Here is a 19,013-nt window from a genome sequence, read left to right on the forward strand (position 1 = left end):
TCCATTTACGTTCGCATGCTCGCCGCCGCCCGCCAGACCGTGGATTCGCCCAGCCTCAACGAGGCCCGCGAGACCCTGCGCCGGGTCTGGGGGCACCATGATTTCCGCGGTCTGCAGGCCCAGGTGATCACCGAGATCCTGGCCGGCCGCAACGCCGTGGCCGTGCTGCCGACCGGCGGCGGCAAGAGTGTCTGCTACCAGATACCGGCCATGCTGCGGCCGGGTCTGGGCCTGGTGGTCTCGCCGCTGATCGCCCTGATGAGCGACCAGGTCGCCTCGCTGCGCCAGTCCGGCGTCGCCGCCGCCCGGCTGGATTCCAATATCCCGCCGCAGGAACGGGCGGAGGTCTGGCGGATGATCGAGTCCGGCGAGCTGGACCTGCTCTATGTCTCGCCGGAAGGCCTGTCGGGCGGCAACCTGCTGGAACGGCTGACCGAGCTGCGGCTGTCGGTCATCGCCATCGACGAGGCCCACTGCGTCAGCCAGTGGGGCCATGACTTCCGTCCCGACTACCGCCTGCTGGGACGGCTGGCCCAGCACTTCCCCGGCGTGCCGCGCCTGGCGGTCACCGCCACGGCCGACGCCCGCACCCGCGAGGACATCCGCACCCAGCTGTCCCTTGAGGACGCCGCCGAGTTCGTCGACAGCTTCGCCCGCCCCGAACTGATCCTGTCGGCCGAACGCAAGGACGGCTCGGCCCACAAGCGGGTGGTGGAACTGGTCAAGGCGCGGCCCGGTAAGTCGGGCGTGGTCTATGTCGGCTCGCGCGACGGGACCGAGGCCCTGGCCGAGAAGCTGCTGGAGGCCGGCATTCCCGCCCTGGCCTATCACGCTGGGCTCGACAAGGACGTCCGCACCCAGCGGCTGGAGCAGTTCCTGGAGGCCGATGCGGCGGTGATGGTGGCGACCATCGCCTTCGGCATGGGGGTCGACAAGCCCGATGTCCGCTTCGTCATCCACGCCGACCCGCCCGCCGCCATCGAGGCCTACTGGCAGGAGATCGGCCGGGCCGGACGCGACGGCCTGCCCGCCGACGGCATCACCCTCTACAGCCCCTCCGACATGGCCTGGGCCTATCGCCGCCTCGACGGCCGCGACATGGCCCCGGAGGTCAAGCAGGTCCAGGCCCGCAAGGTCCGCCAGCTCTACGCCATGCTGGAAGGCATGGCCTGCCGGGCGCTGAGCGTGCGGCGCTATTTCGGCGAGGACGTCTCCGAGCCCTGCGGCCAGTGCGACATCTGCCTGGCCCCGCCGGAATCGGTCGACGTCACCGAACCGGCTCAAAAGGCCCTGGCCGCCGCCCACCGGCTTGGGGGCCGGTTTGGGCGTGGGCGGCTGGTCAGCCATCTGCTGGGCACGACCAAGGAGGTCTCGGATTTCGAGTCCGGCCTCTCGACCTGGGGCATCGGCAAGGAGTTCAGCCCCCAGGGCTGGCGCGACCTGATCGATCAGCTGCTGTTCGAGGGCCTGCTGAAGGAAGACCCCAACGACGGCCGCCCGTTGGTGGGCCTGGGCGACGGCGAGGCCGTGCGGCTGGTCTATCGCGGCGAGCGGCGGGTGGCGCTGCGCAAGCAGCTGGAAAAACTCGACGCCTCCACCCGCTCGGGCCGCCCCCGCAAGCGCACCCGCGAAGCCCTGGCCAGCCTGGCCCCGGAAAACGCGGCGTTGTTCGAGGCCCTGCGCGCCTGGCGCCGCGACGAAGCCGCCCGCCAGCACGTCCCGCCGTATGTGATTTTCCACGATGCGACGCTGGCGGAGATCGCTACGCAGAGGCCGGGGAGTTTGCCGGCCTTGGCGGCGGTCAACGGGGTCGGCGAAGGCAAGCTGGGGCGGTATGGCGAGGCGGTGCTGGGGATTGTGACGGGCGGGCTTCCGCCGGCGACCGAACGCGCCAAGGAGTCACGCAGCGCGATGACCTCGCCGGAAGTCGTCCTCTGGAATGCGCTACGGGCTCGGGGACTGGATGGCCTGAAGTTTCGCCGGCAGCACCCGTTCGAGCCCTATGTGCTCGACTTCTACTGTCCCGAGTTCAAAGTCGCGGTCGAGGTGGATGGCGAAATTCACAACACCGAAGCGCAGATGGCGCATGACCTGCGACGGGACGCCTTCATGGCGGAACAAGGCGTCCGCACCATGCGCATTCCGGCTATCGAGGTGATGCGGAACCTGGAGGGTGTCTGCGTCGAAATTCTGCAGTTCGTGCGGGGACAAGCCCGCTAACGCCCCACCCAGAAGCGGCCGTGAGAGGCTCCTCCTCCGTGGGGCGCCGCCTTCGGCGTGCCCCTCGCTCCTCCTCGCAAGCGAGGAGGAGAGGCGCGTTCCCAACTCCTCTCCTCTCCGAGGAGAGGTCGACTCTGAGCGCGTCAGCGCGAAGAGCGGGTGAGGAGACCCACGCCGGCCGCTCTTCTACACATCCACCTCCGCATCCAGCGCATTCTCCTGGATAAACTCCCGCCGGGGCTCCACTAGGTCGCCCATCAGCCGGCTGAACATGTCGTCCGCATCGTCGGCGTGGTTGATCTTCACCTGCAGCAGGGTTCGCGCCTCGGAATCCAGCGTGGTCTCCCACAGCTGGTCCGGGTTCATCTCGCCCAACCCCTTGTAACGCTGGATCGACAGCCCCTTGCGCCCGGCGTCCATCACCGCGGCGACCAGGTCCAGCGGCCCCCGCACCTTGGTCGACCTGTCCTTGCGGCGGAAGATGGCCGGGCCGGAGAAGATCTCCTTCAGCGCATCGGCCCGTTCCGCGAGCCGGCGGGCGTCGGCGGCGTGCAGGGTCAGGTCGTCGAGGACCACCCGCTCGCTGACCCCCCGCCGCAGGCGCGAGAAGATGAAGCCGCCGCCGGTGACGGCCGCCTCGCCGCTCCAGGGGCCGTCGCCCTCTTCGGCATAGGAATCGAACCGCGACGCGGCGCCGGCGATGTCGCGGCTTTCGCCGAACAGACCCCCTAAGGCCGCCTGCTCGATGGCGAAGGCCGGCGCCCGCGCCGACAGCCGCTCGATATTGGCCTTGGCCTGGCGGCTGGAGAGCACCAGGGCCAGCAGGTCGGCGCCCAGCATCCGCTCGCCATTGGCCAGGTCCAGCTCGGCCCCTTCCACGCCCTCGTCGGTCAGGAAGGTCTCCATCTCGGCGTCGTCCTTGAGGTAGCGGGACGACTTGCCCTTGGCGGCCTTATAGAGCGGCGGCTGGGCGATATAGAGATAGCCGCGCTCGATCACCTCCGGCATCTGTCGGTAGAAGAAGGTCAGCAGCAGGGTGCGGATGTGGGCGCCGTCGACGTCGGCGTCGGTCATGATGACGATCCGGTGGTAGCGGATCTTCTCGATGTTGAAGTCCTCGCGGCCGATCCCGGCCCCCAGCGCGGTGATCAGGGTGCCGACCTGGTCGGACTGCAGCATGCGGTCGAACCGCGCCCGCTCGACATTGAGGATCTTGCCGCGCAGGGGCAGGACCGCCTGGTTCTCGCGGTTGCGGGCCTGCTTGGCCGAGCCGCCGGCGGAATCGCCCTCGACCAGGAAGATCTCGGACTTGGCCGGATCGCGTTCCTGGCAGTCGGCCAGCTTGCCCGGGAGCGAGGTGATGTCCAGCGCGCTCTTGCGGCGGGTCAGTTCGCGGGCCTTGCGGGCGGCCTCGCGGGCCGCCGCCGCTTCGACGATCTTGCCGACGATGGCCTTGGCCTCGAGCGGATGTTCCTCGAACCAGGTGGCCAAGCCGTCCTGCACCAGGCCCTCGACCGCCGGCCGCACTTCGGACGAGACCAGCTTGTCCTTGGTCTGGGATGAGAACTTGGGGTCGGGCACCTTGACCGACAGCACGCAGGTCAGGCCCTCGCGGGCGTCCTCGCCGCTGACGCTGACCTTCTCGCGCTTGGCCAGGCCCGAGCTTTCCACATAGTTGCCGATCACCCGGGTCAGGGCGCCCCGGAAGGCGGCCAGGTGGGTGCCCCCATCCCGCTGGGGGATGTTGTTGGTGAAGCACAGCATCTGCTCGTGGTAGCTGTCGTTCCACCACAGGGCCAAATCGATCTCGACCTTCTCGCGGACGCCGCGGATGACGATCGGGGTCTTGATCTGGGCGGTCTTGGCCTTGTCCAGGTGGCGCACGAAGGCCTCGACCCCGCCCTCGTAATGCAGGATTTCCTCGTAGGGCTCGGCCCCGCGCAGGTCGCGGAAATGGATGGTCACGCCGCTGTTGAGGAAGGCCAGCTCGCGCAGCCGGTGCTCCAGCGTCTTGCGGTCGAACTCGATGGCCGAGAAGGTCTGCAGCGAGGGCAGGAAGGTGACTTCCGTGCCGGTCAGATACTCGCCGTTCTCACGGCGCGGCGCCTCGCCGGTGATGATCAGCGGCGAGACCGCGTCGCCCCGGGCGAAGGTCATCTCGTGGATCTTGCCGTCGCGATAGATGACCAGCTTGAGCCAGTCCGACAGCGCGTTGACCACCGAGACGCCCACCCCGTGCAGGCCGCCGGAGACCTTGTAGCTGTTCTGGTCGAATTTCCCGCCGGCGTGCAGCTGGGTCATGATGACCTCGGCCGCCGAGACGCCCTCGTCGTGCATGTCGGTGGGGATGCCGCGGCCGTCGTCGGTGATGGTGGCCGAGCCGTCGGGGTTGAGGATGACCTCGACCTTGCTGGCATAGCCGGCCAGGGTCTCGTCGATGGCGTTGTCGACCACCTCATAGACCATGTGGTGCAGGCCCGAGCCGTCGTCGGTGTCGCCGATATACATGCCCGGCCGTTTGCGCACGGCGTCCAGGCCCTTGAGCACCTTGATGGAGTCGGCGCCGTATTCGGCCGGTTCGCCGCCAGCGGCTTCAGTTTCGTCGGTCATTCAAACTTCCAGGGTGGTCAAGCCGGAGCTGTCCACGCGGACACCCAGAGCCCGACCCTTGAGGTGGTCGAACAGCGATTCGTCCGTGCCGGTAAGGAAAGCCTGCAGGCCGAGCGCCGCGATTTCGTCGGCCAGAGCAGCCCGCCGGTGAAGGTCGAGATGCGCGGCCACTTCGTCGAGCAACAATACAGGATTCGGCGCGGTTTTGGCACGCGAAAGTCGCGCCCCCTGCGCCAAAACCAGGTTCAAAATCAGCGCTTTCTGCTCGCCGGTCGAACATTCCGCCGCCGGACGGTCCTTTTCGGCATGGACCACGCCCAGATCGCCGCGATGGGGTCCGGTGAGCGCCCTTCCGGCGGCCGCGTCGCGGGGCCGGGCGGCGGTCAGCGCCGTGGCCAGCCGGGCCTCGATGTCGGCGAAATCGACGCCCGAGAGCGCCAGCTTTTCCCACTCCCCGGCCAGGCTCAGCCGCGCCTGCGGAAACGGCCGCTCGCCCCGCCCGTCGATCTCCTCCTGCAGCGCCAGCAGCGTCCGCGCCCGCGCCTCGGCCATCAGCGCCCCGGACTCCGCCAGCCGCGCCTCCAGGGCCGACAGCCAGACCGGATCGGGCTCGCCGTCCTCATCGGTCAGCAGCCGCATCCGCTCGCGCATCGCCTTCTCATAGGCGGCGACATGGGCCGCATGCGCCGGCTCGCCGGCGAACACCAGCCGGTCGAAGAACCGCCGCCGCTCGCTGGCCGCCTCCAGAAACAGCCGATCCTGCGCCGGGGTCAGCCACATCGGCCGGATGTGATCGGCGAGGCGTCCCGGCGGCACGGTCTCCCCCTCGATCCGCACCAGCCGCCGGGCCGCGCCGGGGGTTTCCACGCCAGTGCCGAGCTGGATGGGGTCTTCGTCGGTTTCGACAATGGCGGACACCGCCCAGGCCCGCCCGCCGGCCTCACCGGGCATCCTGCGGCCGACCTCAGCCAGCGCCGAGCCGCGCAGGCCCCGGCCGGGGGAGAACAGGCTGATGGCCTCCAAGAGGTTGGTCTTGCCGGCGCCATTGGGGCCGAACAGGAAGACCGATTGGCCCTCGGGGGCCAGCGTAGCCGCCGGGTAAGACCGGAAATCGGTGAGGGTCAGTTGGGCCAGCGCGGAACGTGTCATTTATTTTCCGCTCATCCCCGCGAAAGCGGGGACCCAGGCTTTTTCAAACCACTTCTCCGGTGCGATCCCGCCAGCCGGGATTGAACCGTTCGATCAACTCGATCTTCCAAGCCCGATTCCATTTCTTCATCCGGCGCTCGCGCTGGAAGGCCTCTTCGCGGCTGTCGAAATACTCATACCAGACCAGGGTCTTGACGTCGTACTTGGCGGTAAAGCCCTCGAAGACGCCATCCTTGTGCTGCCCCATGCGAGTCGCCAGGTCATCGGTGTGGCCGATGTAGAGCGTGCCGTTGCGTTGGCTGGCCAGGATGTAGACGGCGAAGGCCATGGAGTGAAAAAACCTGGGTCCCCGCTTTCGCGGGGATGAGCGGGTTTAAGGGTGGGTGTCAGACTCTGAGCGGCATCAGCACGTACCGCACCCCAGCGTCGGTCGGATCCACCACCAGCGTCGGGCTCGCCGGGTCCGCGAACCGGAACTCGGCGATCTCCCCGCCGATCTGCCCCGTCACATCCAGCAGGTACCGCGCATTGAAGCCGATCTCGAACGAATCGCCGTCGTAGTCGATCTCGACCTCTTCGACGGCCTGGCCGGCCTCCATGTTGCGCACCGTGAGCGTCATGCGGCCCGGCTCGATGGCCAGCTTCACCGACCGGCTCTTCTCGGCCGAGATGGTCGCCACCCGGTCCACCGCCTGGGCGAACAACACGTTGTCGACCAGCATGATCTTGGCGTTGTCGCGCGGGATGACCCGCATGTAGTCGGGGAAAGCCCCATCGATGACCTTGGACGTCAGGGCCGCCGAACCGAAATCGAGACGCACCTTCTGCGGGCTGACCTGCAGGTCGATGCTGCCCGAGGCGTCTTCCAGCAGGCGGCGGGCCTCCTGGATGGTCTTGCGGGGCACGATGACGCCGGGGGCGCCGGCCGCGCCCTCGGGGGCCGGCATTTCGGCCAGGGCCAGGCGGTGGCCGTCGGTGGCCACGGCGCGCAGCTTGGCCTCGCCGTTCTCGACCACGGTGTGGAGATAGAGGCCGTTCAGATAGTAGCGCGTCTCTTCCGTCGAGATGGCGAAGCGGGTCTTGTCGATCAGCCGGGCCAGGTCCGCCGCCTCGATGGCGAACGGGGCCGACAGCCCTTCCGAGCTCATCACCGGGAAGTCGCCGGCCGGCAGCACCGGCAGGTTGAACTTCGAGCGGCCGGCGGCGACCTGCAGGCGCGGATCGTCGCCCTGGAAGGACAGCGACACGTCCGCGCCCTCGGGCAGCTTGCGGACGATTTCGTAGAGGGTGTGGGCCGGGGCGGTGATCTGGCCGGGCACGTCGACCTGGGCGACCGTGTCGTCCAGGATCTCCATGTCCAGGTCCGTAGCCGCGAAGCTGACCTTCTCGCGCTCGGCCGACAGCAGCACGTTGGAGAGGATCGGTATGGTGTTGCGCCGTTCGACCACGCTCTGCACGTGGCCGAGAGCCTTCAGCAGCGCCGCCCGCTCGATGGTAAGCTTCATGTCTTCGTCCGAAAATCAGTCAGGCGCGCGTCGCCGCACTCGCCCCGTGTGCGAACGGCCAATCTAGCGAAATCGCGCGGTTGAGAAAGGCCTAACGCCCGCCGATCAGGCCTTGGTGTCGACCGATCCACCGGATTCGTCGTCCGCCGCCTCGCTGTAGGGGTTGTGAGCGGGCGTATCCGGCTGCGGTTCGGCCGGCGCGCCGGTCTTGGCCGCCACCACCACCATGGCGGGGCGGACGATTCGCCCGAACAGCTCATAGCCGGCCTGCAGGGTCTTGATGATCGCCCCCGGAGGCACACCGTCGCCGGGCTGTTCCATCATCGCCTGGTGCAGGTGGGGATCGAACTTGCCGCCCTTGTCGGGCTCGACGCGCTTCAAATTATTCCGCTCGAAGGCGCCCTGCAGCTCCTTGGCGGTCATCTCGATGCCGACCACGAAGTTCTTCACGGCCTGCTCGGTGTTGTCGCGCGGGGCGCTGGCGGTGGCCCGCTCCAGGATGTCGGCCACGCCCATCAGGTCCCTGGCGAACTTGGTGATCGCATAGGCCCGGGCGTCGTTCATCTCGCGCTCGGCCCGACGCTTGGTGTTGTCGGCCTCGGCGGCGTAGCGCAGCACCTGTTCCTTCAGCCCCGCCACCTCGGCGCGCAGGGCTTCCAGTTCGGCCAGGTCCAGGGCCGCTTCGGGGTCGTGGCCCCCAAACCCGTTGGAGGCCGGCGCTTCTTCGTCACTCATTCTCATCCGTCCATCATTCGGCCCAGCACCCTGGCGGTATAGTCCACCAACGGAATGATCCGGGCATAGTTCAACCGGGCCGGCCCAATCACCCCGATCGCGCCCAGCACCTTTTGTCGGCCGGACATATAGGGCGCCGCGATCACAGCGGAACCCGAAAGTGAGAAAAGCCGGGTTTCAGCGCCGATGAAGATGCGCACCCCCTCGGCGTCGCGGACGTTGTCGAGCAGCCCGATCAGCTGTTCCTTCTGCTCCAGGTCGTCGAACAGGCGGCGTACGCGGTCCAGGTCGGCGGCCTGGGACGGATCGCCCAGCAGGTTGGCCCGGCCGCGCACGATCAGGGCCCGCTCGGTCTCCTCGCCCCCGCCCCAGGCGGCCAGGCCGTCCTCGACCAGCCGGGCGGCGGTCTCGTTCAGCTCGCGCCGGGCCCGCTCCAGCTCGCTGGTCATCTCGCTGCGGGTCTCGCCCAGGGTGCGGCCCTTCAGCCGGGCGGCCAGGAAGTTGGACGCCTCCTGCAGGGCCGAGGGGGTGATGCCGGGGGCCAGCTTCATCAGCCGGTTCTCCACCGCCCCGTCCTCGAAGACCATGACCGCCAGGGCCTGGTCGGGGCCGAGCGCCACGAACTCCACATGCTTGACCCCCGCGTCGCGCGAGGGGCTGACCACCACCCCCGCCCCGCCGGCCAGGCCGGACAGGATGGAGGAGGCCTCGTTCAGCGCATCGTCCATCGAGCGGCCATGGGCGTGCAGCCTGGCTTCAATGGACCGCCGCTCCTCCTCGCCGACATCGCCGACCTCGAGCAGACCGTCGACGAACAGCCGCAGGCCCGAATGGGTGGGGATGCGCCCGGCGCTGGTGTGCGGGGCGTCGAGCAGGCCCAGCTGGGTCAGGTCCTGCATGGTGTTGCGGATCGAGGCGGGCGAGAGCTGGATGCCCGCCCGGGAAATGGTGCGCGAACCGACCGGATCGCCGGTCTCCAGATAGCCCTCGACGATGCGCCGGAAGATGTCGCGGGCGCGATCGTCCAGGTCGGTCAGGGAAGGGGTGCGGATGGGTCCGCCGGTGTAAAGGGTCATGCTCTCTGATGCGCGGGCCGTGGACGCGGCCCTTCATTCCTAGGATAAGGCCGGCCACACCTCAAAGGAAGCCGCATGCGCCCCTCCGAACGGACCCCTGACACCCTGCGGGCCATCACCCTGGAAACCGCCGTCAACCGCTATGCCGAGGGGTCCTGCCTGATCACCGCCGGCCACACCAAGGTGCTGGTCACCTGTACGGTCGAGGAAAGCCTGCCCGGCTGGCTGCGCGGCAAGGGCCAGGGCTGGGTGACCGCCGAATACGGCATGCTCCCGCGCGCCACCCACACCCGCGGCCGCCGCGAGGCCGCCCAGGGCAAGCAGTCGGGCCGCACCCAGGAAATCCAGCGGCTGATCGGCCGCTCGCTGCGGGCCGTGGTCGACCTCAAGGCCCTGGGCGAGCGCCAGCTGACCCTGGACTGCGACGTCGTCCAGGCCGACGGCGGCACCCGCACCGCCTCGATCACCGGCGCCTGGGTAGCGCTGCGGCTGGCGACCAAATACCTGCTGGACGAGGGCGTGCTGAAGGTTGACCCCATCCTCGACCATGTGGCGGCCGTCTCCTGCGGCGTCTTCAACGGCGTCCCGGTCCTCGACCTCGACTACGAGGAGGACAGCAACGCCGAGGCCGACTGCAACTTCGTCCTCACCGGGGCCGGCGACATCGTCGAGATCCAGGCGACCGGCGAGAAGCGCGGTTTCACGCGGGCGGAGTTCGAGTCGCTCTACGGCCTGGCGGAGAAGGGCATCAACGAGCTCTTCGCGATGCAGAAGACGGCGGTCGGCTAGGGCCAAACAAGATTCAGGGTCTGTAGTCGGGAGTGGGGGCCTCTAGCGGCCTCGTCCGAACGTCTCTGTCTCGCAGAGGCGTGGGTTTTCGGGTCGCTTCGCGACAGGAAGAGAAGGCAGGGAAGAAGAGGAAGCGGCCGTGGCGACGGCCGACGCGTCGTCGTATCCTCGGCTGGAAGGGTCTTGTTGAGGCGCGATGCGCCTCGATGGATATCAGCGGACCAACGACGACCGGCCTCGGGACAGCGCCGTCGCTCGCGCTTCTTCTCTACCCTTCTCTTCCTGTCGCGAAGCGACCCTAAAACCGACATCCATGCCGCCCGCGGCGTTGGCGGCCTAGACCGGACTGGCCCTTCGAATGTCAATTGGCCCTAAAGGTACAGCTCCGGCCTGGGTCGTGGGCCCCAGGCGCAGACCAGTTTCTGGGTTCCGTCCGGTTTCAGCTCGATCAGGCTGCGGGTGATCGCCTTCTCGCCCCGGGGATCGGCCGCCAGGAAGTCCTCGTCGCCCGAGTCCCAGTCGAAGGCGGCCTGCCGGCGGACATAGACGTAAGCCCGCCCCTCGATCCGCACCGGCTGCCAGGCGAAGGCCATCCAGTCGTCGCTAGGCTGATCCGGCGGGGTTTGGGCGGAGGCCAGGGGCTCGGCGGCGACGAACAGCTTGCCGGCGGGGCTCGCCTTCGGCCTCCACGACAGCTGTCCCATGGCCAGGCCATGGACCTTCATCACCGGCGCCAGCAGGACCTGATCGGGGGCGCCGTCATTGTCGATGTCGAAGACCGCCGACAGCGGCGGCATTTCCCCATCGGTGATCTGAGCGTTTCCCCAGCCGGGCGCGGCCGGCGCGGCAAAGGCGGCCAGGGACGTGTCGTCTCCGGACCAGCCGCCTGGACGCAGGCGCGCGGTCAGCTCCGCGCAGACCGGCGCATTGGCCATGTGCAACACAAAACCGGGCGGCGTCACGAACCCCGGCGGCCGATAGTTGGGATCGCGCCCGCCGCCCCGCAGCTGGCGCGCGGCCGTCGTCACACAGCGCACGGCGTCCGCGTCCTCTCCGCCGACCCGCCTGTAGCAGAGCATCAGGTCGCCCTTGCGGCTCAGCTGCACGACGATGAGTCGCTCGCGTGGATTGTCGGACGATGCGTAACAGTCCTCGATGTCGCCGGCCTCCTTCCGGTCGACGACCTTGACACCGTCGATCCAGGCGCTGGTCTCGTCGCTGGACGTCGCGCTGCAACGATAGGTCCCCGGCGGCGCCGCCCTGTCCCTGACCACCAGCAAACGGCCGCCCACCCGGCAGGACCACAGCTGGTTGCCCCCCGGAATCCCGGCGTCGTCGTCGCCACTGCCATCACGGCGATAGACCGGAGACGCCCATGCCGCGGTCCGAGCGGAGCACAAGGAGTCGGCCGGAATGGCCGCGGGCGTCTCGGCCGTCAGGGCCAGGGGCGCGGCGTCCGAGGTGGCGAGCAGGGCGGCGGCGAGGAGGAGGATGGCGCTGTTCATGCCGCCAGACTGTCCGCGTCAGTGACTGGCGTCGCCCGGATGGTTCCGGCGATTTCATCCACCGGCCGCCACATCCCGTATTGGCGGTGGCGGGTTTGTCAGGCCCCGCCGTAGACGCTGTCGTCCTCGCCGTCGTCGGGCATGTCGCCCGGGCCCGGTTCGAACACCACCAGGTCGCCAGGCTGGCAGTTCAGCTCGCGGCACAGCGCGTCCAGGGTGGAAAACCGGATCGCCCGGGCCTTGCCGGTCTTGAGGATCGACAGGTTGGCGATGGTGACGCCGACGCGGTCGGCCAGTTCGGTGAGCGACATGCGCCGTTCCAGCAGCACGCGGTCGAGCTTGAGGCGGATGGCCATGACTGTGCTCGCCCTAAATCGTCAGTTCGGCTTCGCGCCGCAGCCGGGCGCCTTCACGGAACACCTCGGCCAGCACAAAGATCACCAGCACCGAGAACCAGGTGGTCAGGTTCAGCCCGCCCTCGGCCTTGTTGAGCTCCGGCCCCAGCAGCGCCACGGCGCCCCAGAACACGTAGCGGCCCAGCTCCAGCCCGGCCAGGATCAGGCCGATGACCCGCAGGCGGCGGACATTGTCGGGATGGAAGGGGTCGCCCGCGGTCAGGGTCTGGAAGATGCGGCGCAGGCGGTTGACGATCACCAGTATGCCGCCGAGGTAGAGGGTCAGGCCCAGTATGGCGGCCACGATCATCGAGCCGGGAATGGGCCCGTTGGCGCCATTGATCTCGAAATTCTTGCCCAGCAGGTCGGGGTTGAAGCTGAGCAGCAGCGCCCCCAGGCTGGCCAGGCCGCAGCAGCCGATGACGAACCACAGGACGTAGAAGGCCACGTCCAGGATGATCTTGAGAAAGCTCGATACCGAGCCGGGTCCAAGCGCCCGCATGGTGAAAACCCCTGTCCCTTAAGGTCCCCTCCCCAGGAGACCAGACAGAACGCCCCGCTGGAACGTTCTGTCTTCTCTTTGCGCCCAAGCTTCCTTGAAGGTGAAGCTCGCTTCTGCCTAGCCCGTCGATTTCGCCCGGGCTCGGCGGAAGCGAGCCCTCAGGCGAACCGGAGGCTGGTCGCGTTAACGGCGTTCACTACCGCGCCCGATCAGATCGAGTGGGCGATGAAGACGAACGCGGCCGCCGGCAGCGCGGCCAGCAGAACGGTGTGAACGATAGCCATCGCCAGACGGTCGACGACGTTGGTCATTTTGTGCAGAGACATAACAGCCCTCCTTGATTGTGCACCGCAACAACGAGACAGCCCCTTCGTTGCGTTGGAAAACCCCAGATGGGGTCTCCATGGCGATAATCAATACGGCCGCATCGCTTTTCGATCAAGGAAATTATCGATATTCGATATTAATCTTGCGTAACATCATTACATCGCCGTAATGCAGTGCAGCATAGATGCGGGCGATGTTTCGGGGCCCGGCCATGACGCCGTCGCGCCTGGCTGATATGAAGCCGTCATGGCTCTGATCCTCACCCCCGGCGAGACCCTGGTCGCCGCCACCCACAATCCGGGCAAGGCCCGCGAGCTGGTCGCCCTGCTGGACGGGCGGTTCGCCATCCTGTCGGCGGGCGAGCTGAACCTGCCCGAGCCCGACGAGACCGAGCAGACCTTCACCGGCAACGCCCTCCTGAAGGCCCGCCACGCCGCCCTGGCCAGCGGCCGCGTCGCTATCGCCGACGATTCGGGCCTGTCGGTGGCGGCCCTGGACGGCGCGCCGGGCATCTTCTCGGCGAGGTGGGCCGGCCCCACCCGCGACTTCGCCATGGCCATGGCCAAGCTGGAGGAACGGGTGCTGGAGACCGGCTCGGACGACCGCGGCGCCTGGTTCACCAGCGCTCTGGCCGTCTGCTGGCCGGACGGGACGGCGGTGGTGGTCGAGGGGCGGGTCGACGGGACCCTGGCCTTCCCGCCGAGGGGCGACAGGGGGTTCGGCTATGACCCCATCTTCATCCCCGACGGCGAGACCCTGACCTTCGGCGAGATGGACCCGGCCGCCAAGGACGCCCTCAGCCACCGCACCCGCGCCTTCGAAAAGCTCAAGGCCGCGCTGTTTTGAACGCACCGTTGGGCGTCTACATCCACTGGCCCTACTGCGCCCGTATCTGCCCCTATTGCGACTTCAATGTCGTGCGCCATCGCGGCGGCGACCAGCCGGCGGAATTGGCCAGGGCCATCCTGGCCGACCTGGAGGGCCAGCGCGCCCTGACCGGTCCCCGCCAGCTGAAATCCATCTTCCTCGGCGGCGGCACCCCCTCGCTGATGGACCCCGGCCAGGCCGGCGAGATGATCGCTCTCGCCAAACGCCTCTGGGACGCCGACCCCGACCTGGAAGTCAGCCTGGAAGCCAACCCCACCGACGCCGAGTCGGGCCGCTTCGCCGGCTTCGCGGACGCCGGGGTGAACCGCCTGTCGCTGGGCCTGCAGTCCCTCGACGACGACGCGTTGAAGTTCCTCGGCCGCAACCACGACGCCGCCCAGGCCGTCCGCGCCGCCGAGCGCGCCGCCATCTTCCCGCGCCTGTCGCTCGACATGATCTATGCCCGCCCCGGCCAGACCGAGGCCGCCTGGCGCGCCGAACTGGCCCGGGCGCTGGACCTTGGCGCGGAGCATGTCTCGCCCTACCAGCTGACCATCGAGACCGGCACCGCCTTCGACCGGGCGGTGAAGCGCGGCGCCTGGTCGCCCCCCGACCCCGACCTCGGCGCGGCCCTGTTCGAAGCCACCCAGGATGTGCTCGAGACCGCCGGTTTCGACGCCTACGAGGTCTCCAACCACGCCCGTGGCGAAACGGCCCGCTCGCGCCACAACCTCGTCTACTGGCAGGGCCACGACTATGTCGGCGCGGGGCCGGGAGCGCATGGGAGGCTGACCCTGAACGGCGCCCGCACGGCGACCCAGGCGGCGGCCGGCATCCCCGACTACATCGCCCTGGTCGAGGGGGCCGGGACGGGGTTCGAACTGATCGAACCGCTAAGCCCCGTCGAAGCGGCGGAGGAGCGCCTGCTGATGGGCCTGCGCATCGACGCGGGGGTGAGGTTCGAGGAGGTGGCGGCGCTGGGGCTGACGGCGGCGTCGGTGCGGGGGTTCGTCGAGGCGGGGCTACTCGTCGACGACCCCCGGCGCCTGCGGGCGACCCGCGCGGGAAGGCTCGTGCTCGACCGGTTGACCTCGGAGCTCGCCACCCCCTGAGAACCCTTCCTCCTCGATGGAGGAAGGGCAGGGTTGGTGGTGTGCGCTCGGAGTTTGGGCGACTGGCTAAGGGTGGCGACCACGCCTCCCCGCGTGCTTCCAGAAACGCACTGCCACCACCACCATCCCCAACCCTTCCTCCATCGAGGAGGAAGGGAGTTCTAGTTCTATTTCATCGTCGGAATCACAAACGCCGAGTCGTCGGTCATCCCCTCGGGCCACCGGGCGGTGACGGTCTTGACCTTGGTCCAGAACTTCAGCCCCTCCATCCCATGCTGGTTGGTGTCGCCGAACGCCGAGCGCTTCCACCCCCCGAAAGTGTGATAGGCGACCGGGACGGGGATGGGCACGTTGATGCCGACCATGCCGACATTGACCCGGGCGGCGAACTCGCGGGCGGCGCGGCCGTTGCGGGTGAAGATGGCCACGCCGTTGCCGTACTGGTGGCTGGAGGGGAGTTCCAGGGCTTCCTCGAAATTGTCGGCCCGGACCATCTGCAGGACGGGGCCGAAGATTTCCTCCTGGTAGGTCTTCATGCCCGGCTTCACGCCATCGAAGAAGCTGGGGCCGATGAAGAAGCCCTGTTCATAGCCCTGCAGCTTGAAGTCCCGGCCGTCGACGACCAACTCGGCCCCCTCGTCCTTCCCGATCTGGATGTAGTCGGCGATCTTCTGACGGTGAGCGGCGCTGACCACCGGGCCGTACTGGGCGTCGGCGTCGTTGGAGACCCCGACCTTCAGGGTCTCGATCTCGGCGATCATCCGCTTGCGCAGTTCATCGGCCACCGTCTTGCCGACGGGAACGACAACGGGCAGCGCCATGCAGCGCTCGCCGGCCGAGCCGAAGGCGGCGCCCGACAGGTCCTTGACCACCTGGTCGAGGTCGGCGTCGGGCAGGACGACGCCGTGGTTCTTGGCCCCGCCCATGGCCTGGACGCGCTTGTTGTGCAGCGTGCCCTGCGAATAGACGTAGTGGGCGATGTCGCTGCTGCCGACGAAGCTGACCGCCTTGATGTCCGGATGCTGCAGGATGGCGTCGACCGCCCCCTTGTCGCCGTGCACGACGTTGAGCACGCCGGCCGGCGCCCCCGCCTCCATCATCAGTTCGGCCAGCCGCACCGGCACCGACGGGTCCTTCTCCGACGGCTTGAGGATGAAGGTGTTGCCGACCGCGATGGCCACCCCGAACATCCACATCGGGATCATGGCCGGGAAGTTGAACGGGGTGATGCCGGCGACCACGCCCAGGCTCTGGCGCATGGAATAGACGTCGATGCCGGGGCCCGCCCCTTCGGTGTATTCGCCCTTCAGGGCGTGGGGGATGCCGCAGGCGAACTCGATCACCTCCAGGCCACGCTGGATGTCGCCCTTGGAGTCGGCGATGACCTTGCCGTGCTCACTGGACAGCAGCTCGGCCAGGTCCTGCATGTTGGCCTCGACCAGGCGCTTGAACTCGAACATCACCCGGGCCCGGCGCTGGGGGTTGGTGGCCGACCAGCCGACATGGGCCGCGGCCGCGGCGGCCACGGCCTTGTCCATCTCCGCCGAGCTGGCGAACTGCACCCGGGCCTGGACCTCGCCGGTGTTGGGGTTGAACACATCGCCATGGCGGCCGGACGCGCCCGTAAAGCTGGACCCGTTGATGAAATGGGCGATCTCGCGCATGGCGGCGCTCCTGAAGAAATGCGGACAGGCGGGCCTTTTAGGCTTGGATCGGCGCCACATCAAAGGCTTCCGGCGGCAACCCAGCCATCTGCCGCTCGTGCATCGTCACCAGCGCTGCCTCGTAGTGACGCCGGAAGCGGTCGCTGTCGAAGAGGGCCGTGGTCGTGCGGTTGGCCGCGAGCCTGGCCTTGAGCGTCGCCAGTTCGGCCGGATGGGTCGCCAGCCGCAGCGCCGTCGCTTCATAGGCTTCGAAGCTGTCCACGATCAGCTCGGGCAGGCCCACCGCCGTCAGCACGCTGGCCGCCACCCGGCTGGCGAAGGTCTGCCCTTCGCAGGTCAGCACCGGCAGCCCGGCCCACAACGCGTCGCTGGCGGTGGTGTGGGCGTTGAAAGGGAAGGTGTCGAGGAAGAGGTCGGCATGGGCGTGGCGGGCCAGGTGGGCGCCCATCTCCTGGTACGGACCAAACACGATGCGGTCGCCGGAAACGCCCCGCGCCTCGGCCTCGCGCTTGAGGTTGACCTCCGCGGCCTTGTCCTTGCCCAGCAGCCACAGCACGCTGCCGGGCGTGGCCTTTAGCAGCCGCATCCAGACGTCGTAGAGGGGCGGCAGGATCTTGTAATTGTTGTTGAAGCAGCAGAACACGAAGCCGGTTTCCGGCAGGCCGCACGCGGACCGGCTCGGCGCCTTGGGGTCGATGGCGCGGCGGTCGTCCGTGGCCTGATAGGTGTCAGGCAGGCGGACCACCTGCTCCTGATAGAAGCGCTCGTCGCCGGGCCGCACGATCACCGGGTCGGCGATCAGGTAATCGATATAGGGCGCGCCCATGCCGCCCGGATAGGCCAGGTAGTTGACCTGCAGCGGGGCGGGCCGAAGCGCAAAGACGCCGGTGCGGGCGTTCTGGGTGAAGCCCTTGCGGTCGATGGCGATGTCGATCTCCAACTCACGCACCCGCCGGGCCAGCTCCAGATCGGCCAGCCCCGAGACGTCCTCGAACCGGTCGAAGGCCGCCTCCAGCCGCTTGCGGATCGGATGGTCGCTGGCCGGACCGAACGACAGGGCGGTGACCTCGAAGCGGTCGCGGTCGTGGGTCTCGAACAGCCGCATCATCAGGTGCGCCATCGGGTGGTAGTGGAAGTCGGCCGACAGATAGGCCAGCCGGATCCTGTCGTGTTTGTAGCGCTCGCCGGTCCACAGCGGCTGGGCGGCGGCCGGATAGCGGTCTCTCGTCCAGTTGGCGGCGCAGGCCAGCTGGTCGGCCGGATCGGTGGAATGGGCCAGGAAGGCGAAGGGCATGTCCACCGCCTCGCCCGCGCGGGTGGCCTGCGCCAGCTCGTCCATGGCGGCCGGATAGTTTCGCCAGTCGCAGGCCAGCAGCTCGGCATTGGTGCGGTTGCCCAGCACCCGGCGGAACTGCGGATGGATCTCATAGAGCCGGCCATAGGCGATCGCCGCCTCGGCGTTGCGGCCCAGTTCGCGCAGGACATTGCCGCGGTTGTTCAGGGCGTCGGCCTGGTCGGGGCTGACGACCAGGGCCCGGTCATAGTCGACCAGGGCCGCCTTGTGCCGGCCCAGCTGCCGCAGGGCCGAGCCGCGGTTGACCAGGCCCGAGAGGTCGTCGGGCTGGGCGGCCAGCACCTTGTCGAAACAGGCCACCGCCTCCTCATGGCGGTTGAGGGCGGCCATCACCGTACCGCGGCTGCGCAGGGCGGCGATGTCGTCCGGCGCCTGGCCCAGCACCCGGTCGCAGTCGGCCAGGGCCTCGTCATGGCGGCCCAGGGCGATCAGCACCACGGCGCGGTTGGCCAGGGCCTCGGCATAGCCCGGGGCCAGGGCGCAGGCCCGGTCCAGATCGGCCAGGGCGCCGGCCAGATCGTCCTGGTCCTGGCGCACCGCCGCGCGGCCGATATGGGCGGCGATCAGCTTCGGGTCGGCGGCGATGGCGGCGTCCAGGCTGGCGGCGGCCTCGTCCCAGCGCTTGAGATCGCGCAGCAGGTTGCCGCGATTGCAGAGGGCGGCGGCGAAGCCGGGCCGCAGGGCGATGGCGGCGTCATAGCTGGCCAGGGCCTGGGGCAGGCGGCCCAGGGCCTTGAGGCTGAGGGCCCGGAAATACAGGGCCTCGTCATTCTTCGGATTGGCCGCGATGGCCAGGTCATAGGCGGCGACCGCATCGGCGGGATGGCCCAGCGCCGCCAGAGAGCGGCCCCGGCCCAGCCAGGCGGCGGGGTGCTTGGCCTGGCGGGCCAGCAGGGCGTCATAGGCGGCGATGGCCTCGGGGTGGCGGCGCTGCTCGCGCAGCAGGTTGGCCAGGTTGAGGGCCACTTCGGTATGGTCCGGCCGCTGGCGCAGCGCCCGGCCTAGCAAGAGCTCGGCGATGGCGAACCCGCCGGCCCGCGCCTCGGTCACCCCCAGCAGATGCAGGGCGTCGAAGAAGTCGGGGTCCTGGCTGAGGACCCGGTCGCAGGCCGCGCGGGTCTCGTCCAGCCGTCCCTGCTGAAAGGCGGCGATGGCCTGGCCCATCAGGGCCGGAACGGACGGGGCGGTGTCGGTCATGGTCTG

At 68.7% G+C, this 19,013-nt stretch carries 15 protein-coding genes and 1 pseudogene; 5 read left to right on the forward strand and 11 right to left on the reverse strand.

All coding sequences use genetic code 11. The features are described from left to right. Positions 1–15 precede the first annotated feature (15 nt). Together recQ and QO010_RS17400 are read left to right on the forward strand one after the other, a co-directional pair. Positions 16–1,860, forward strand: a pseudogene (recQ, locus tag QO010_RS17395) (DNA helicase RecQ); the annotation flags it as partial. Continuing rightward, entirely contained in the window at positions 1,858–2,220 is a 363-nt protein-coding gene (locus QO010_RS17400) for an endonuclease domain-containing protein (protein ID WP_307351264.1), read from the forward strand. The pseudogene recQ and the gene QO010_RS17400, both read left to right, overlap by 3 nt. A gap of 186 nt (positions 2,221–2,406) precedes the next feature. On the opposite strand, the gene gyrB is transcribed toward QO010_RS17400, so the two are convergent. The 6 genes from gyrB to hrcA form a co-directional block, all read right to left on the reverse strand. Continuing rightward, complete coding sequence (gene gyrB, locus QO010_RS17405) at positions 2,407–4,830, reverse strand: DNA topoisomerase (ATP-hydrolyzing) subunit B (protein WP_307351225.1); 2,424 nt, start codon at positions 4,828–4,830, stop codon at positions 2,407–2,409. After that, a complete protein-coding gene (gene recF, locus QO010_RS17410) occupies positions 4,831–5,979 on the reverse strand; it encodes a DNA replication/repair protein RecF (protein ID WP_307351226.1) in 1,149 nt (382 codons plus the stop codon). Between the two features lie 43 nt (positions 5,980–6,022). Next, the gene (locus QO010_RS17415) at positions 6,023–6,307 is read right to left on the reverse strand and encodes a GIY-YIG nuclease family protein (protein ID WP_307351228.1); all 285 of its coding nucleotides are present in this window, start codon (positions 6,305–6,307) and stop codon (positions 6,023–6,025) included. A gap of 58 nt (positions 6,308–6,365) precedes the next feature. Further along, positions 6,366–7,484: a DNA polymerase III subunit beta gene (gene dnaN / locus QO010_RS17420; RefSeq protein ID WP_307351230.1), complete on the reverse strand. Its 1,119-nt coding sequence runs from the start codon at positions 7,482–7,484 to the stop codon at positions 6,366–6,368. A gap of 105 nt (positions 7,485–7,589) precedes the next feature. Further along, complete coding sequence (gene grpE / locus QO010_RS17425) at positions 7,590–8,219, reverse strand: nucleotide exchange factor GrpE (protein ID WP_307351231.1); 630 nt, start codon at positions 8,217–8,219, stop codon at positions 7,590–7,592. Positions 8,220–8,221: 2 nt separating this feature from the next. Then, the gene (hrcA, locus tag QO010_RS17430; protein ID WP_307351233.1) at positions 8,222–9,295 is read right to left on the reverse strand and encodes a heat-inducible transcriptional repressor HrcA; all 1,074 of its coding nucleotides are present in this window, start codon (positions 9,293–9,295) and stop codon (positions 8,222–8,224) included. 75 nt (positions 9,296–9,370) lie between these two features. Between hrcA and rph the strand changes: the two genes are divergently transcribed. Then, positions 9,371–10,084, forward strand: coding sequence for a ribonuclease PH (rph, locus tag QO010_RS17435; RefSeq protein WP_307351235.1), 714 nt, complete (start codon positions 9,371–9,373; stop codon positions 10,082–10,084). 371 nt (positions 10,085–10,455) lie between these two features. On the opposite strand, the gene QO010_RS17440 is transcribed toward rph, so the two are convergent. The 3 genes from QO010_RS17440 to QO010_RS17450 all read right to left on the reverse strand — a co-directional run bounded on the left by QO010_RS17440 (position 10,456) and on the right by QO010_RS17450 (position 12,486). Then, positions 10,456–11,589, reverse strand: coding sequence for a hypothetical protein (locus QO010_RS17440; protein ID WP_307351239.1), 1,134 nt, complete (start codon positions 11,587–11,589; stop codon positions 10,456–10,458). A 98-nt stretch (positions 11,590–11,687) separates the two neighbouring features. Beyond that, a complete protein-coding gene (locus tag QO010_RS17445) occupies positions 11,688–11,945 on the reverse strand; it encodes a helix-turn-helix domain-containing protein (RefSeq protein WP_307351241.1) in 258 nt (85 codons plus the stop codon). A 13-nt stretch (positions 11,946–11,958) separates the two neighbouring features. Beyond that, entirely contained in the window at positions 11,959–12,486 is a 528-nt protein-coding gene (locus tag QO010_RS17450; protein WP_307351243.1) for a DUF2975 domain-containing protein, read from the reverse strand. Positions 12,487–13,059: 573 nt separating this feature from the next. Between QO010_RS17450 and rdgB the strand changes: the two genes are divergently transcribed. Together rdgB and hemW are read left to right on the forward strand one after the other, a co-directional pair. Beyond that, positions 13,060–13,659, forward strand: coding sequence for an RdgB/HAM1 family non-canonical purine NTP pyrophosphatase (gene rdgB, locus QO010_RS17455; protein ID WP_307351245.1), 600 nt, complete (start codon positions 13,060–13,062; stop codon positions 13,657–13,659). An 8-nt stretch (positions 13,660–13,667) separates the two neighbouring features. Next, positions 13,668–14,792: a radical SAM family heme chaperone HemW gene (gene hemW / locus QO010_RS17460; protein ID WP_307351247.1), complete on the forward strand. Its 1,125-nt coding sequence runs from the start codon at positions 13,668–13,670 to the stop codon at positions 14,790–14,792. A gap of 167 nt (positions 14,793–14,959) precedes the next feature. Here hemW and QO010_RS17465 read toward each other — a convergent pair whose 3' ends face one another. Together QO010_RS17465 and QO010_RS17470 are read right to left on the reverse strand one after the other, a co-directional pair. Beyond that, the gene (locus QO010_RS17465; protein WP_307351249.1) at positions 14,960–16,456 is read right to left on the reverse strand and encodes a CoA-acylating methylmalonate-semialdehyde dehydrogenase; all 1,497 of its coding nucleotides are present in this window, start codon (positions 16,454–16,456) and stop codon (positions 14,960–14,962) included. 37 nt (positions 16,457–16,493) lie between these two features. Further along, entirely contained in the window at positions 16,494–19,007 is a 2,514-nt protein-coding gene (locus tag QO010_RS17470) for a tetratricopeptide repeat protein (protein WP_307351251.1), read from the reverse strand. Between the last annotated feature and the right edge of the window lie 6 nt (positions 19,008–19,013).

The sequence above is a fragment of the Caulobacter ginsengisoli genome, assembly GCF_030814835.1.
GTDB lineage: Bacteria > Pseudomonadota > Alphaproteobacteria > Caulobacterales > Caulobacteraceae > Caulobacter > Caulobacter ginsengisoli.

What these genes read in the sequence shown, in the direction of transcription:
- QO010_RS17470 (WP_307351251.1), bottom strand. Translation starts at nt 19,007, where the DNA reads ATGACCGACACCGCCCCGTCCGTTCCGGCCCTGATGGGCCAGGCCATC.
- hrcA (WP_307351233.1), bottom strand. Translation starts at nt 9,295, where the DNA reads ATGACCCTTTACACCGGCGGACCCATCCGCACCCCTTCCCTGACCGAC.
- QO010_RS17465 (WP_307351249.1), bottom strand. Translation starts at nt 16,456, where the DNA reads ATGCGCGAGATCGCCCATTTCATCAACGGGTCCAGCTTTACGGGCGCG.
- QO010_RS17415 (WP_307351228.1), bottom strand. Translation starts at nt 6,307, where the DNA reads ATGGCCTTCGCCGTCTACATCCTGGCCAGCCAACGCAACGGCACGCTC.
- grpE (WP_307351231.1), bottom strand. Translation starts at nt 8,219, where the DNA reads ATGAGTGACGAAGAAGCGCCGGCCTCCAACGGGTTTGGGGGCCACGAC.
- rdgB (WP_307351245.1), top strand. Translation starts at nt 13,060, where the DNA reads ATGGCTCTGATCCTCACCCCCGGCGAGACCCTGGTCGCCGCCACCCAC.
- rph (WP_307351235.1), top strand. Translation starts at nt 9,371, where the DNA reads ATGCGCCCCTCCGAACGGACCCCTGACACCCTGCGGGCCATCACCCTG.
- gyrB (WP_307351225.1), bottom strand. Translation starts at nt 4,830, where the DNA reads ATGACCGACGAAACTGAAGCCGCTGGCGGCGAACCGGCCGAATACGGC.
- dnaN (WP_307351230.1), bottom strand. Translation starts at nt 7,484, where the DNA reads ATGAAGCTTACCATCGAGCGGGCGGCGCTGCTGAAGGCTCTCGGCCAC.
- recF (WP_307351226.1), bottom strand. Translation starts at nt 5,979, where the DNA reads ATGACACGTTCCGCGCTGGCCCAACTGACCCTCACCGATTTCCGGTCT.
- QO010_RS17440 (WP_307351239.1), bottom strand. Translation starts at nt 11,589, where the DNA reads ATGAACAGCGCCATCCTCCTCCTCGCCGCCGCCCTGCTCGCCACCTCG.
- QO010_RS17450 (WP_307351243.1), bottom strand. Translation starts at nt 12,486, where the DNA reads ATGCGGGCGCTTGGACCCGGCTCGGTATCGAGCTTTCTCAAGATCATC.
- QO010_RS17445 (WP_307351241.1), bottom strand. Translation starts at nt 11,945, where the DNA reads ATGGCCATCCGCCTCAAGCTCGACCGCGTGCTGCTGGAACGGCGCATG.